Genomic DNA, 15,713 nt, shown 5'->3' on the forward strand with positions numbered 1-15,713 from the left:
TATCCAGCCGCGCTTCTCTAATCGTAAAATTTACATTTAGTTAATCGAGTACATACGCTCATTTATCATTGATTGTATACACTGGTTTTGGATACCAAACTATACATATCATTAGGAGGATGTGTTCATGTTAAATCGATTCAATACCCGTGCTGCCAAAATGATGCTCGCGGTTACGACCATTGTTACAGCTACGCTGGGAGGCAGTAGTGCAGCTTGGGCTGTGGAAAACACCACCTCATCTGCTTCACCGATCAAAAATGTAATCATCCTGATCCCGGACGGTATGGCGAACGACGCAACAGCTTTGGCTCGCTGGTACAAAGGTTCCTCTCTTACACTGGACTCCATGGCTAGTGGCATGGTTCGTACACACTCTGCGGATGCGCCGATTGCGGACTCGGCCCCTGCGGGAACAGCCTTTGCTACAGGTCACAAATCACATACAGGGTATGTCGGAGTACTGCCTGATAAAGCAACGATGCCGGGACAAAAAGCCATCGCACCGGGAGATGCGAAAAAACCGGTCGCTTCTATCCTGGAAGCATCCAGACTGGCAGGCAAAGCAACTGGCATTATTGCGACATCTGAAATTATGCACGCCACACCAGCTGACTTCTCCGCCCACTATCCGGATCGCAAAAACTATGATGCATTGAGCAAACAGCAGGTCTATAACGGTATGGACGTTGTTCTCGGTGGAGGAAGCAGTTATTTGGAGCCTGCGGGACGCAAAGATGGCGAAAATCTGGTCTCATCCATCAAAGCACTGGGCTACGATTATGTGACTACTCCGGCAGCAATGAAAGCTTCCACTTCAGGCAAGCTGTGGGGGATGTTTGCCCCGGCAGGCATGGCTTATAATATGGATCGTGATCCAGCTAAACAGCCAAGTCTCGCCGAGATGACAACTAAAGCGATCGAAGTTCTTTCCAAAGATGAAGATGGCTTCTTCCTGATGGTTGAAGGCAGCAAGGTCGACTGGGCAGCACATGCCAACGATCCAATCGGCATTATCAGTGATGTACTGGCATTCGATGATGCCGTCAAAGTAGCCATGGATTTTGCCAAAAAAGATCAAGAAACTGTCGTTGTCGCTGTCACGGATCACCAGAACGGTGGATTGACCATCGGTAATGCTTCAACGACAGGCACCTATGATAAAGAGCCGTTGTCCACATTTATCGGACCTCTGAAAAAGGCCAAGCTAACAGGCGAAGGTTTGGAATCCAAGCTGGATGCCAAACGCACTAATATCAAAGCTGTGATGAAGCAATACTATGGCATTACCGACCTGACTTCCGAGGAAATCGCTGCAATTAAAGCGGCCAGTCCCGGCAGCCTCAATTATACGGTTGGACCGATGATCAGCAAACGTTCCGGCATCGGCTGGACCACTGGTGGTCATACGGGCGGAGATGTTGTGCTGTATACGTACGCTCCGAATAATGATCGACCTTTCGGTGTTATCGACAACACGGATGTAGCCAAATACATGGCACGTGTGCTGGACCTTGACCTCGATAGCGTTAGCAAACAATTGTTTGTGCCCGCCAAACAGGCTTTTACTGCCAAAGGTGCAACGTACAAGCTGGACCTGACGGATGCCAAAAATCCGAAGATCCTCGTAACAAAAGGTAGCACCAAGCTTGAACTGCAAATCTACAAAAATATCGCGCTCGTTAATGGCAAAAAGACAACCCTGGATGGCGTAATTGTCTACAATGGCGTAGAAGCCTTTGTGTCACAGGATGCGATTGATCTGATTCAATAAAATAGCGCCCCCTCATTGAACGGCACTCTTAGCTAAACTGCCCAAGAATATTCTTGGGCGGTTTTTCGAATTCACTTTTAAATCCAACTTCTATATGCAAAGGTAACGTAGTATAGTAGGCCCACGCACAAGCTTATCGTATAATAAGCATAACGTTGATAAATATGACGTAAAAAAGGAGAGACTCATGATGTTGATCAGATTAAACTGGATCACACTGCGGGTACGCGACTTGGAAGCATCGCTCCGTTTCTACCACGACATGCTTGGGCTGCCGATTCAGCGCAGATTCGAAAGCCGGGGACGGCAGATCGCCATGCTGGGACTGGAAAATGAAACGAAGTTGGAACTGATTGAGGGCAGCGAAACCACACTCAAGCCAGAGGCCGGTGTTTCGATCGGTTATGAGGTAAGGTCGCTGGACGAAGCCATGGAGCAGCTCGCCGCATTAAGTATCCCGATTGTACGAGGCCCCGTTCAGCCCAATCCGCATCTGCGGTTTATTTATATTGCCGACCCAGATGGCTTCGAAGTGCAGTTGGCCGAACATGCATAATTAAGGCGTAATATTGTTTGAGGCGAATCTAAATAAGTGTACGTTTCACGATGACCGACCTGTTTTGTGTGGAGCCAAACCTGCACGCGCACCCCACATAGGATGGCGTCAGCGCGCTTTTGTGCAAGTTTACAGCTTCATCCGACGCATTAGCGGTACACCCACGCGATTCAAAAGCCGTTCAAGCAGCAGCCAGCACCAGCGTCTGCTCATTGGCAGATGGCGCTCATACACGGCAGAATACTCGAAATCCGATACAGCGCCACGGTTGCGCTTGAACTGCGCAGCACCTGCACTCTCATGCAGCAGATGACCGTTCTCACGGGCCTGTCCAATCAAGCAAGCTGATAGCATGCGGTACAGCCCGATGGACTGGGGTAGCGCCGTATCGTAACCGAACAACGGCGTTGTCATCACCCCATTTCGACAGAAGTATCCCATAACCGCATCTATACGCCCTTCCTTTCGCAGACCACACAACGTCAGTGCTCCAGAAGCTTTTGATGTGGCAATGAAATGTTCACTGAATTGCGGATTATCATAAGAGTATTTTTCGAGGTATAGCAGCCTATACAGCTCCGCGATTCGTGGAATATCTTCCTCCGTCAGATTCGCTCCGGAAACGAATTCATATTCGTGCTTTGTCAACAATTCGTAATCCCGCTTCAGCAGCCAGCGCGACTTCGCATTGCCGAAATTTGGATCATTCGCCCGGTACAGATAGATTTGCCGGCTCGGAATTAGTTGACAGCCTGCTTCCGTCAGCTCTCCCGTCAGATCTGAGTGAAGCCCTGGACACAAGGAGCGAAATACGACGGCATACTCAGGATAACGTTCCCTTACTGCTGCGAGCAGACAAACCGCCTGCTCTCCTGACATGGCAGGATACAGGTTTGTTGATAACAGCCAGTTGTTGATATGTACAACTTTGTTTATTTGTGATTGCCGCATTCCCCACCCCACCACACTGAGCAGCGCGAAAAGCCCTTTTTCCAGCAACGGTTTCCGAAGCAGCATCAACTCCTGCTTGGCATACCGTACATAATGTGTATAAGGCGAACAAACGTAAGAATTTTCATACTCTGTATCATTTACCGTCAACGGAAGCACTAGATCGTCAATTCGAGCAATGAGTAAGGTTGTGTTTACATTTATCATGAAGTCCTGTGTCCCTTGTAACATCATGGGTTCCAAATACGCTCTTGCATCTCTACCATCCTCGGTGTTAGGCCAGTCCATATCTTCGAGCGAATTCCAATCATAGAAACGAACGCGACTATCGCGTCTTTCATTCTTCGCTGGATCTGTACGATCGCGGCTATCCGTCCTTTGTTCCATTACTGCATTCTTCACGTTCTGCTCCCCCAATTGCCCAAACTTCCTGCCATTAATTATTTTTTACAAATTCTTCTTCCTTCCATTATAGTGGGCCTGGATGAACACCCACAATTGTTTCATTGAAAACAGTCAGAGCGAACGGCCATCAAAAAACAAACAAGCCTGCCCCCACATCATGGTTGGAGACAGGCTAAATAGACTGAACTTCGAGTATAAAATTGGAGTAATCAGGTGACTCCGATGCAGTAAGCTAGCTTCAGCCTAAGTATTTTACAGCGTACCCGTTGCAGAACCTACTTCGTTCTTATCCGATACCAACTCGTTCAGGTCCACAATCAGTTGCTCCAGTTCTCCGAAGCTGTCCACCATCTTCTGGGTCAGATTGCGCTGCTCCTCCATACTAGCAAGAATTTCTTCCGTAGCGGCACTCGATTGCTGAGTCACACTTGAAATTTCTGAAACCTCATTAACCACTTTGGTAGAGGAATCTCTCATCGTGGCTGAACTGCTCTCGATATCTGCGGCCTGATTCAATACTTGCTGAGAATTGCTGTTGATCGTACGGAAAACTTCTTCTGCCGTTTGCACACTGTCTTTTCCTGCTTCCAAAGCGAGTCGAATACGCCCAAATCGATCCGTCAACGCCTGTGTCTGTCCTCTCAAACGGGACAAAATAGCAGCAATATCACTGGCCGACTGGCCGGAGTGCTCTGCCAGCTTGCGAACTTCCTCCGACACGACTGCAAAGCCGCGTCCATGTTCTCCTGCACGGGCTGCTTCAATCGCTGCATTAAGCGCAAGCAGATTTGTCTGATTTGCAATATCTGAAATACTGTTCAGCATTAGCGACATGGACTCACTTTCCTCGTTAAACTTACTCATATCATCGGCTGTGGTATTAATCGTTTCATACAGCTCCTGCATCTGAACATTCAGTTGATCCATTTGTGTGCTGCCTGTTTCTGTACTGGTTGCCATGCTGGCTGACAGTTCTTTCATCTGAAGTGAGTAGGAAGCAACATCGCGAATATGCTGATCCGACAAGGACAAGGACTCTGAAATTTCTGCTACACTAGTAGCCTGGAATTCAACGCCTTTGGCCACTTCACTGAATCCCAGCGTTACTTCATGGGTAATGGAGCCAGTGTCGGTTACTTTTTGCTTCAGTTGTTCCGTATAACGAGATAGGCCATCTACAGATTCTTTGACCCTTACAAGCATTGTTTCCACTCTCATTTTGGAATGCTCCACCTCTTGCCACCTGGCCTCGCTATCCCAAAAGAGTCTTTGATTCAACTGGGAAACCATCATCAGAATGGCTCCAGTAAGTGCAAACAACCCTACATCAACAATATAGCCAATAAACTCCTCGGAGCTCTTTGTCTCCACCAGAACAACCTGAAGAATACTAATAACAAGCAGCACGAGAAATCCGGTTGTGAACAGTTTCTTGTCAGGATAGAGCAATAACACTGAAGTGATAACCAGACTTAAAGTGATGTTAACACTTCCCCAGCCTGCGTAGACGCCACAGATTGTAATCAGGAGTGTACAAAGCCACGGGATCACATGAATATACTTCTTTTTGATATTGGCGTACGTTACCCAACCGGTGAATAAAATAGCTACCCCACTCGAAACAAGCAGCTTGGGTTCCAGAAAGGCCATACCAAAACCGATGGCAACAATAACCCACAGGATGATACAGATTAGCTTGTTCCTTTTCCAGATGATTTCATCATAACGATTCATGAATTTCCCGTCCTTTTTATCAATTAAATACGCTGGTGAAACATTTCTGTACTATCTTTTATCAGTCTATGGTCCTTGCTTATGAATAAATCGCAAAATCCTAGGGCTTTGTTATAGTACATTAGGTCTTCATAAACATGAAAACACACTTACTATATATCGGAATTTTATTATAAATTTTTAATATATGAAGGGATATAATATGTACTTATATTTCAGAAATTTTATTTGGTTTTCTCCATAGTAAAAGCCCGTATCAGGGATACGGGCTTTTTCATGTTAAGGGGGTCAGCTACCTTTTATTTCCCGAACACAAGTGTGGTGTTAGACGAACCTGCATACTTGGTGACAAACTCGCGAGCATAACTGGCTGTCTGCACTTCATAGCTGTAGTTGGTACTTGGTCTCCAACTTGTTTGGGGAGAGGATGGGCTGCTCAACGCAGGTGTACTGCCTGTATCCGTAAATTCTCCGTTTCCTTTATCATCCAGAATGCCGCCTTTTTCAGCGCCTGCACCGAAATAATTGTTTTCAGAATATATGCGTGCTTTCTCGCCAATCGTAATGGCCTGGTTAAAATTGTTGGCGTAATTGTTTTTGATATGGAAATAACCGTATCTCATGAGACCAGGACCACGTACATACAGGTTTTCAAAATAGTTATTTGCCATCGTTACATGAGGTACACCATTATAGCTGCTGTTGCCATCATTCGGATATCCAAGAATAATTCCGTATTTGTGGTTTGCAAATTTGGAATTGCTGATCGTAATATAATCTGCGCGATCCCCAATGTACAGGAGCTTGTCCAGATCACTTCCGCTCGAGCTGTAGCTATGGCCGGAGAACGTCACGTGATCAATCCAGTAGTTGGAGCCTGAAGTAATATACATCTGGATATCGTCGTTAGCATTAATATTGGAAGCGTGTTCAAAAGTCAGATTCTGAAAAATGACATTGCTTGAGCTGGACGTCGATCTGAAATGAATGTTCGTCAGTGTGTGTTTATCAAAGGAGCCTACCAACGTTTTGTTCGATCCAAATTCGACTTTCTGCAACGTAGAGGAAGAAATATTTTGTTCAATGACCAGTATTTTAGCTGTTGTGCCTGCCATATGTGTTCGCAGATCGTTCAGATTGCTGATGTAGATGACCTGACCGTTCTTACCACCTGTCGTGGCTGATTTGGATACACCACTCTCATTTTTGGCGTTACCGGCAAAACCCGTTAAACCATTCGTGCCTGTGTTGGGATAACTGGCCGCACCATATGTAGCGGGTGCCGTGGAGACCGTCAACAATAACAGTGTTACAGCGAGTAAAAGAATCGAAAATTTCTTCAAAATTTCACCATCCTTTATAATTTTATCCTGAAAGACAAGTTGATTATATCGTGTAACATCAGATGTGACAATACAAAAATTGCAATTTAACCAATATTTTTATTTTTTTGCAACAGCAGTCCCCGTATAAGAAAAATGAAAAGACGACACAAAGTCATCTACAAAAACCATGACTTTGTATCGCCTTCTTCTAAATCCTATTTGATTTTCAGTTCCAGCTTATGTTTCTCCGCTTCCTGCAAGTCATCGTAAACTTTGCCGGGTTCAGTTGGTATTTTCAATACAAGCGATTGAGGATCGTCCAGCATATTGCTGCTGTAGTATAAAATCATCCCGTCTTCTGTTTCGCTACCTCGATACATTAGAAGCTTGGTCTGCTTACCATTCTTGGTTATAGAAACAATCTCGTAAGGATGTACTGATTCACTTATAGATTGTTTGGTTTGGAAATCAAACTTTTTATTAGGTTCATAGACAAGTTTGGCTTGTATAACAAGTGGAGAAATCTCGACTTGAGATAACATCACCTCATGGCCGTCAATCGTAAATAACTGATTAAGTTTTATAATTTCCGTCTTGGGAACCGAAAATTTGGGGTCTAAGTCAAAAGAAATCTTCATCAGTTCTGAATATCGCATTTCGGGTCGCTTTGTCCCTGTTTTTGGGTCTGCTAGCTTCCCCGGATCGAGGGAGACGATTTGAAAGTCGAGCATTAACTTTTCAGGAAATGCATCAGTTCGATTGAGGTTAATCGCAGTTCGACCGTATATGATATGGTTCCCTTTGGGTACTCGGACTCCCCCCGCATTACTATCATCAAATTTATGATTGGTCAGCATGTCAGTTACCCTGGAACGGTTCACCGAATATATCTCCTGGGAAGCATCCGTCTGGGCTGTGTACAATATGATCATCTTGTTTTCATCCGCCATCACTGCATTGACGGTTAACTGATATATTCCTGATTTCACAGAACGATCCACGAGCTGCACATAACCATTGTTAATTGCGGATGCAATCGTATTTCCATCTACATTCTTTTCAGCCAACTCCCGAAAAGGTTCAAGTACTCCCCAATACTGTGTAGGTGCGCTATAGGTTGCCTGTTGTGGTGTGGAACTGCCAAGCGGACCCAGCAGCAGCCAACCTGCTGCCAAAGCGGTTACAAGCATCGCAGTAATCCACTTTAATTGCACATGACCTGTCATTCGCCGAGTTCTTGCCTTTGCCAGACCTCGCTGAATGGCAAACGCCGTGTCCGCCGGATTCAATTGCTGTCTCTCCAGCTTAACCTGGGAAGCATCTGCGAAAAGTGCCTGTTCCTCCGGACTAGTTGTCATGCCAATCCCCCCTGTTCTTCATCTGTTTCCGTAACAGTTCCAACCCTTTATGCTGCCAGGTCTTGATGGTGCCCTCCGGTTTGCCAAGAATGGAGGCAATCTCAATTGACGTCATGTCGTTATAGTATTTCAGCAGTAATACATGGCGGTATTTAGGTTTGATTTTCTCAAGCATGGACCACATCGCAAGTCTGTTGTCACTGCATCCTGCAATGGCAGAATCGGATATCGCCTCCTCCAACCCTTCGCTCGGCAGAGGTGTGGCCCGTTTGCGACGCCTTTGTTCATCAATGCACACATAGATCAGAATACGAATAATCCACGATTTGAACGCCTTCTCATTTTTCAGAGAGCGACGCTTGATCCAGGCCCGGCATGTCATCTCCTGTACCGCTTCGAGCGCATCATGACGATTACGCAGGTAACTGTAGGCTATGGAGATCAGCATGTCCTGATGTTCCATGATGGATTGGACAAATGCCGTCTCGTCTTCGCTCTGTACAAACAGCATCTTTTTCATCTCGGCTTTGGTTTCCACCCCGCAATCCCCTCCTCCTCTCTTTCTATGGTTTAAGACGGATGAACAAGCCAAACCGTTTTTTATTTATTTTCCATCACAAAAAAGCCCCGCCTAATCCTGAGGAGGAAGCTCTTGTATTGATTTCCGCATCATTATTTAAAGATCAAACCAGTCCAGCTCATTATCATCCTGATTCGTAGCCGCTCCCATCTGTTTCAGCCAGTTTGCCGCGAATTCACCTCCTACATGAAACAGACAATAGATGTATAACTCTCCCTCTACAATCTCATCCATTCCCGATGCCACTTCAATCGAGACTTGTAGAGCTTCAGGCCAGGATGAACCCTCCTGAATTAACGCAAACCCATCTTCATAATGCTCCAGCTTATACAAGTCAGAGAAAGTTAAGGAATCCGCCAGTCGCTTCACAATCCGAGGTAAAATGACAGGATTTGTTGTTCTGATGCCATATTCCCAGCCCACATGGTACCTCCTTTAATCTAAAAGTTAGCTAAAGGCTACCACTCTTGCTCATTCAATTCATTGATCGAGCGGTCCAGCCACAATTCATACCAGTCGAGAAAACCCAGCCGCTCCGTGTTGCCCATATAATGATCTGGATAAATTCCATTACTGTTCGCTCGATCATCGGTCCAGATCTCTCCGAAGGACAATCCCTTGACAATCAGATTGAGCGACACGCCACATCCAAAATCGCTGATTCGCAGCATCCCTGCCGACCATTTTGGATCATAATACTCATGTTCAAGCGCTGCCCACTCGTCCTCTTCTTTGCTGTCGTCGTACCAGTCCACATCCCAATTCCAGGATTCCACATGTGGAAAAGGCTCAGAAATTGCATTCAACTCATCATCATAATCCATCACCAAATATATGCCGTTCTCCGGCTTTTCCAGCCCATAATAAGGACCTGCCCCACCACTTCCAATCACAAGCAAAAAAGCTTGATACTCTTCGGGCAGCTCTATCTTCCATTTCTGTTCAAAAGCTTTAATTTTGTCCAATGTCCATACCGGAGCCATCTCATATTGATGATTCTCTGCCCCAAACAGATTCCGCTTCGGGTCCAGAGTCTGGAGTTTGTTCAACTTCCCCTGTATGCGTTCCAACTGTACCTTGTACATGTATGTAAGCCTCCTTCCATCACGTTGTACCTATAACGTCAGATTCGAATCAAGTCATTCAAACTATTTTCGCTTTGCAGACTGGGTTTGATGGTAATCGAAATTTGGTTGTCTTTCTTCGTTACCGCACATGCATAATTTCCGGGCTTCATCTGGAGCAACACACCACCGCAAGACTCATCGGGTTCTAGCTCGCCCCCAGTGACATCCTCCGCCGCCCCCAGATACACGTTACCGGAAGGGACACGTAGATGGTATACCTGTGCATTCTCCAGTTCCTTCCCCGCATCATCCAGACTCCATGTCACCTCATACTGTCCATCTTCACCCAGATTCAGAAACAAACAGTTGCCTGCATTTACCTCAATCAGTTCATCTTCCGCAATAGACCACCAGTCCGGTGTATCTTCAACACGATGTTTTAGCGCCGCCAGATCATACAGGCACAATGCTGCCGTATCCGTGAAGAACTGAAACTTCCCATTCATTCTTCATCTCTCCTTTCTAATTCAAAATAAACACCTTGACCCTAGGTCAGACCTAAGGTTTATAGTGGAACTATTCCATTCAAGCAGACAGGAGCCAGCATAATGAACAAATACATTACGATTAGCGAATTATCCAAATTAATGCATGTTTCAATCCATCAAATTCGATACTTTGAGGAAAAAGAAATACTTTTCCCGGCATATGTGGATACCAACCACTACCGTATGTATGGAATGGATGAGATCTACCAGCTTTCTCACATTCTTTTATTGCGCAAGTTGAATGTCCCTGTTCAGCAAATCAAAGAGTGCATGCTCTCCTATTCCGCAGATGACTATAACCGATTATTAACCGATTCACTTCAAGCTGTACAATCACAGATTGATTCGTTAATGCATATGGAACAATTCATTCAAGGCATATTGCAGGAACAGCAGGAATGGATCAGCCAATCACAGCAGGATCAGTGTATACCCATATATGAGATAAAGGAAATTCCTGTTCGGCATTTCACCACTTGGATCACCATCCAACCAAACGAATCTTTGCATGCCCGTGCACTTTATCAGCATCGTACGGATCAACCTGCATTGTTTGAAATTGATTTACACTACTTGTATACCTTAGGCCAGGTTGCAGTCTGTGTTCCGTCTTCTAATTCTATCAGCGATTCTTTTGTTGAAAAAGGGTTGTATCTAACCAGATCATTCACAGTGACATCCGAAGAAAATATTGCCCAGGAAATTCATCACCTTAAGGAATATGCATTTCAAGCCACTTACGTGCTGGTAGACCCTATAATTTTGATTGAAAAGTCCTATCTTTCCATGTTAGGAACTGATCAATTACACTATGAGATTCAGGCCAGAATTGAGGTCACTCCTTCTAAAGTGAAAGAAAGGAACCCATTATGAACCTCACGAATCCAATTCAAATTGTGGACTATGATGATCAAAGTCAACATCAACTGGCTGTCCGAAAGTTAATAGTCCATTCTTTTGCAACCAAGTTTGAGGCTCTTGTTCGGCTCGCCCCAACGGAAATAGTTGACTTGCTTGGCGCTATATGGGTTGAGCAGGGAAACTCACCCTCCGGTAGGCAGTTCATTGCTATGGATGGAAACCAGGTTGTCGGGGTTCTATCCCTGAAATGGTGCCTCAAAAACCCCCTACAGATAAAAAAGGATATCCATCACATTCCACTCCGTAAGCTTTGCAAGCAATATGGACTACGCAATGTCTGCATGTTTATGGTCGGAATGATTGCCCTGGAATATAAGCCAAGACCACACGAATGTTATATTGAGCATTTGGCTGTAGCTTCAAGTCACCGAAAGCGTGGGATTGCCAGACAGTTGCTAATTACAGCTCAGCAGTTTGCAAACCAACATCTCCATTGTAAATATATATCTTTGCACGTATCCAGCAGCAACACACAAGCCATTCGTCTTTACCAACAATTGAACTTCAGAGTGGAATCATCACACAACAGCATTTCCCGAAAATTCCTGTTCCGTGAACCTGAATGGATTTTCATGATGATCCCTATCTCTAACATACAGGAGGCATTTCAGTGTTTAAACAACAACCCCCTAGACTAAGATTATTTACGACCCCAGTTTTCAAATGGCTGATCGGTGTAACAATCATCATTCTGGCTATTGTGTCTTGGCTGCTCATTCAGAACACATTCAACATGAAAGAAACACGCATCTCCATTCCAACCTCATATGGACAATTAACGGGTATACTCACACTGCCCAAACAGCATTCAGATAAGGTTGGCCTTGTCGTTTTTGTACATGGTGATGGTCCGATTAATGCCAGTTATGACGGTGGATACCGACCTTTGTGGGAAAAGCTTGCCATGGCGGGGTATGCCTCCCTCTCGTTGGATAAACCTGGTGTTGGCGGTTCCTCGGGAAACTGGCTTGACCAGACCATGGAGGATCGTGCACAGGATGTCTTAACCGCCATTGAATGGGCCAGAAAAGAACCATCTATTGATCAAGATCGAATTGGTTTGTGGGGTGCCAGCCAGGCTGGATGGGTCATTCCAAACGTTGTGAAACAAGATCCGGATATTGCATTTAGCATTTTGGTTTCCCCCGCCATCAACTGGATTACACAGAACAGATACAACACGCAGCAGGAAATGCTCCAGAAGGGATATACCGAGGAAGAGATCACTGCAAGGCAGCTCTATAATGACCAGGTTCTGCAGCTGATTCGAAACAAGGCCACCTATGATGAATATAAACTCATGGCTAATAAAGACCAACTCATTTCCAAGGAGCGTTGGACGTTTATCGTCAACAATGTGGAATCGGATGCCACAGATGGGCTCGTTTCGTTTCAAAGCCCTGTTCATCTCGTGCTTGGAGGTCAAGATATAAATGTCGATGTTCAAGAGACAGAGCGCGTGTATCGTCAGATGATTCCACAATCACTGCTCAGTGTAACCAAACTACCGGATGCTGATCATTCGATGCTGCCCTCTTCACTGGTGCATTCTACGTTAAAAACCTATGCAACCGCCTTGTTCTCGCCACGAAAACTAATGGACGCACAGTATTTGGACGATATCGTTCAATTTTTGAACTCTATTCACGCAGTTGATCAACCGTTTGTTGCACACATCCGGTTCCCAATCGATTCATTTCTCCTGAAATTCTGAAGAAAAATGACGCAATTTGATCCGCTCCTTCCCATTCTGATCCAGGTGAAAAATCAGAACCATATCCAACCATTATATCAAGCCCGGCACACAGGTTAAAGGCATTCAAGAGTTAACTAGATTCATGTTATACATGTGAAGAATTAAGGTGTTAGCAAACAAGGTTAATCTCTTCATTTTTTTAGCAAAATTGACGATATAATGATAACTGACTTTTTTTGATTTTGTGGAGGAAACCATGGCTATCAACCTTAGAAGAGAACCTTTTCGCTATACTTTAAAGGAACCAATAATGTTCGAAATTTTTATTCTCAGCATTAACGGCGCCTCAGCACCACCCAAACCCATTCAAGCGGAATTATGCGATATCAGCCGATCGGGCTGTCAGCTTTCATTTCCGTTAAATCTGCATGTGGAGTCCAATAACATCCGAATCGGCATGAACTTGTTGCTTTTTGAAGACCCCTTGTATTTGGAAGGAACGCTGCGCTGGGGCAAAGAAGAGAATAACCGATGGCACTACGGCGTACAGCTGGAGATCCAGCAAGGTAATCATGAGCGTCTATCCAGAGAAATGAGAATGCTTGCGGGGCAAGGCAAAATTATGGTGAAGTAACCCGGCAAGCACCAACCTAACAAAAAAAAACAGCCCGGTGAACCGGACTGTTTCAACATTTTAGATATTCAGGCTGCTTTGGTCGCAGTCGTAGTATTGTCCATCTTGGACCAATCCACTGTGGTTTCAAGCAAAAGTGACACCACAACTCCAATGACAAGCCCATTGCTAATGATCGGAATGAGATACATGGGTAGAGCCTGAAAAGCTTCAGCAGGGATGTTCATTACAGCAACACCTGTAAGAACCGGCAGTGCCACACGATAGATTGTTTTGGAATTAAAAGTGGTGCCTTCAAGTGTTCTTAGAGCTGTACCAAACATTTGCAAATAGGCAACAAATAGCACGGCACTCCCTACACTGGGAGGAATTTGTGCGAAAAAGGCTGTCACAGAAGGCGTCAGTCCTAATATACATAACATGCCTGCTCCAACAACAAACGCAGCCCGTTTCAGAATACGGGTGCTCTCCAGAAAACCAATCGAAGAGGCAAATAATCCGAACGGCAGCACACCTACACACGCAGATAACATGGTGAACAATCCCGTAAGCATGTATGATCGTTTATATTGTTGGCTGGACGTTTGCACTCCATATATTTTTTCGACAGAGCTTAACGTGGTTATGGAGTTTGTCATATTCACCAGCCCGACAAAAAATGCTGTGATGACAATACCCGGTTCCCACTTCGGCGTCCCCCACGGAAACCAGGAAAACAGGTTTAAATTCTGATGACCGGATGCTCCTGCATGCTGTCCAGGGAATACAAAACTGTAGGCAATCCACCCCGTCACGATGCCAATCAGGATGGAGTAGTTACCGAGCTTGCCTTTTCCCTTAAGCTGGATTAAGGCCACTAGAAACGCTATGGCAACGGACAACGCCGCTACAGGCAGGTTAAAATTGCCGAACTCGGTATATCCTATCATGCCTTTGAAGAAATTCATGGTCAATTGAATCGTCATCAGAAATAACATCGCACTCTTGACCATTGGTGTGAACAGCTTCTGAAGCACATGCGCTGCTCCAAGTCCGCCCAGGATCATCATCGTCAGACCCGCTAACAGAAAACCCGCAGCCAATCCTCCCCCGATACGTTCGAAACTCATGCCGGCTGATGAAGCCGAGGCCGTTAAGCTTAGTGTCAGCCCCCACCATAATCCCGAGGGACCATCCATCACGGCATAACGATGTCCAAAGAACGCCTGTAATATACACACAGCCCCAGTAAGCAAAAAGGCATGCTGCATCGACGCAGCAATGGCCTCCGGTGAAAGCTGAAAATTATGTCCGATGGATAACGGCACCACCACAGTGTTGGTAAACAGGAAGAAGAACCACTGAATGCCTGCCAATGCAAGCGATGACGCACCCTTTATATTATTTTGCAAAGATTGCTCTTGATGTCTGTTCATGATTGAGTTAACATTCGCTCCATTTCTTTATAATGATGCCTCTGGGCATGCGCAAGTGCTGTAACTCCGTCCCGGTCAGCAATGAAAGGATCAGCACCATATTGCAAAAGCAATGCTACGATCTGCTGATGACGAGTGCCGCCATCCCCCAGAATGACCGCTTCCAGCAAAGCTGTCCAGCCCAGATTGTTGATATGGTTCACATCCACATCCGTGCATTTCAGAAGGATCTCCACAATATCGACATGACCTCGATCTGAAGCAGGAATCAGAGCTGTGCCCCCAAACCGATTCGTAATCCGGGTATCAGCACCTGCTTTTATAGCCAGTTCGACCATTTTTCGCAAACCTTCCGCACTGGCATACAGCAGCATGTTATCCAGTCGTTGATCCTGGATGTTCACATCCGCTCCCGCTTCAATAAGTGTACTTGCCGTCTCTGGTTTGTTCCCATGTACCGCGGCCATCAGAGGTGTCCGTCCTCGAGCATCCCGGTCATTCACTCCAGTCCCTTGTGCGATAAACCGCAGCACATCATCCGTATGTCCAGCTTCAGCAGCTGCATGTATTGTTTTCAGCATCGCACCTTCACCCTCCAATTTGTCGCCATCCTCACGGCATATATTCAATACATCATAATCTACATGTGTGATTTGAAGTGTTTAAACCTTATGTATGTTAACATAGGATAATAGTATATTAAAAATACATGTTTTGTTGGTTTCCCATATGAAAAACATATCGCTGCA

The 15,713-nt window shown here is 45.4% G+C and carries 16 protein-coding genes; 6 read left to right on the top strand and 10 right to left on the bottom strand.

Going from position 1 to position 15,713, the window contains the following annotated elements; genetic code table 11:
* The first annotated feature begins 160 nt into the window (after positions 1-160).
* A complete protein-coding gene (locus HP548_RS26170) occupies positions 161-1,774 on the top strand; it encodes an alkaline phosphatase (RefSeq protein WP_343054941.1) in 1,614 nt (537 codons plus the stop codon).
* Between the two features lie 190 nt (positions 1,775-1,964).
* Positions 1,965-2,330, top strand: coding sequence for a VOC family protein (locus HP548_RS26175; RefSeq protein WP_076287957.1), 366 nt, complete (start codon positions 1,965-1,967; stop codon positions 2,328-2,330).
* A gap of 129 nt (positions 2,331-2,459) precedes the next feature.
* Here the strand turns inward: HP548_RS26175 and HP548_RS26180 are convergent, their stop codons facing one another.
* The 8 genes from HP548_RS26180 to HP548_RS26215 form a co-directional block, all read right to left on the bottom strand.
* Complete coding sequence (locus tag HP548_RS26180; RefSeq protein WP_343054935.1) at positions 2,460-3,683, bottom strand: GNAT family N-acetyltransferase; 1,224 nt, start codon at positions 3,681-3,683, stop codon at positions 2,460-2,462.
* A gap of 255 nt (positions 3,684-3,938) precedes the next feature.
* Positions 3,939-5,420 carry a methyl-accepting chemotaxis protein gene (locus HP548_RS26185; protein ID WP_175383249.1) on the bottom strand — a complete coding sequence of 494 codons (1,482 nt, stop codon included), beginning with the start codon at positions 5,418-5,420 and terminating at the stop codon, positions 3,939-3,941.
* 299 nt (positions 5,421-5,719) lie between these two features.
* Complete coding sequence (locus HP548_RS26190) at positions 5,720-6,763, bottom strand: pectate lyase family protein (protein WP_175383250.1); 1,044 nt, start codon at positions 6,761-6,763, stop codon at positions 5,720-5,722.
* A 197-nt stretch (positions 6,764-6,960) separates the two neighbouring features.
* Positions 6,961-8,103, bottom strand: a complete 1,143-nt coding sequence (locus tag HP548_RS26195) for a DUF4179 domain-containing protein (protein WP_175383251.1) — start codon at positions 8,101-8,103, stop codon at positions 6,961-6,963.
* The gene (locus tag HP548_RS26200) at positions 8,093-8,641 is read right to left on the bottom strand and encodes an RNA polymerase sigma factor (RefSeq protein WP_256716740.1); all 549 of its coding nucleotides are present in this window, start codon (positions 8,639-8,641) and stop codon (positions 8,093-8,095) included. The genes HP548_RS26195 and HP548_RS26200 overlap by 11 nt, the downstream gene beginning before the upstream one ends.
* A gap of 138 nt (positions 8,642-8,779) precedes the next feature.
* Positions 8,780-9,106, bottom strand: a complete 327-nt coding sequence (locus tag HP548_RS26205) for a hypothetical protein (RefSeq protein WP_076287953.1) — start codon at positions 9,104-9,106, stop codon at positions 8,780-8,782.
* A 35-nt stretch (positions 9,107-9,141) separates the two neighbouring features.
* Complete coding sequence (locus HP548_RS26210) at positions 9,142-9,768, bottom strand: SMI1/KNR4 family protein (RefSeq protein WP_175383252.1); 627 nt, start codon at positions 9,766-9,768, stop codon at positions 9,142-9,144.
* A 38-nt stretch (positions 9,769-9,806) separates the two neighbouring features.
* Positions 9,807-10,256, bottom strand: a complete 450-nt coding sequence (locus tag HP548_RS26215; RefSeq protein ID WP_099857121.1) for a DUF6386 family protein — start codon at positions 10,254-10,256, stop codon at positions 9,807-9,809.
* Positions 10,257-10,358: 102 nt separating this feature from the next.
* On the opposite strand from HP548_RS26215, the gene HP548_RS26220 reads away from it, so the two are divergent.
* The 4 genes from HP548_RS26220 to HP548_RS26235 all read left to right on the top strand — a co-directional run bounded on the left by HP548_RS26220 (position 10,359) and on the right by HP548_RS26235 (position 13,549).
* Positions 10,359-11,171: a MerR family transcriptional regulator gene (locus HP548_RS26220; RefSeq protein WP_099857119.1), complete on the top strand. Its 813-nt coding sequence runs from the start codon at positions 10,359-10,361 to the stop codon at positions 11,169-11,171.
* Positions 11,172-11,515: 344 nt separating this feature from the next.
* The gene (locus HP548_RS34155) at positions 11,516-11,857 is read left to right on the top strand and encodes a GNAT family N-acetyltransferase (RefSeq protein WP_409347680.1); all 342 of its coding nucleotides are present in this window, start codon (positions 11,516-11,518) and stop codon (positions 11,855-11,857) included.
* Positions 11,830-12,933 (top strand): alpha/beta hydrolase family protein, encoded by a 1,104-nt coding sequence (locus HP548_RS26230; RefSeq protein WP_257219508.1) that lies wholly within the window; start codon positions 11,830-11,832, stop codon positions 12,931-12,933. The genes HP548_RS34155 and HP548_RS26230 overlap by 28 nt, the downstream gene beginning before the upstream one ends.
* A gap of 292 nt (positions 12,934-13,225) precedes the next feature.
* Positions 13,226-13,549: a PilZ domain-containing protein gene (locus tag HP548_RS26235; RefSeq protein WP_246318214.1), complete on the top strand. Its 324-nt coding sequence runs from the start codon at positions 13,226-13,228 to the stop codon at positions 13,547-13,549.
* A 68-nt stretch (positions 13,550-13,617) separates the two neighbouring features.
* Here HP548_RS26235 and HP548_RS26240 read toward each other — a convergent pair whose 3' ends face one another.
* Positions 13,618-14,964, bottom strand: coding sequence for a uracil/xanthine transporter (locus tag HP548_RS26240; protein WP_099857113.1), 1,347 nt, complete (start codon positions 14,962-14,964; stop codon positions 13,618-13,620).
* On the bottom strand, positions 14,961-15,545 hold the full coding sequence (locus HP548_RS26245; protein ID WP_099857239.1) for an ankyrin repeat domain-containing protein: 585 nt from the start codon (positions 15,543-15,545) through the stop codon (positions 14,961-14,963). The genes HP548_RS26240 and HP548_RS26245 overlap by 4 nt, the downstream gene beginning before the upstream one ends.
* Between the last annotated feature and the right edge of the window lie 168 nt (positions 15,546-15,713).

This window comes from Paenibacillus taichungensis, from assembly GCF_013359905.1.
GTDB lineage: Bacteria > Bacillota > Bacilli > Paenibacillales > Paenibacillaceae > Paenibacillus > Paenibacillus taichungensis.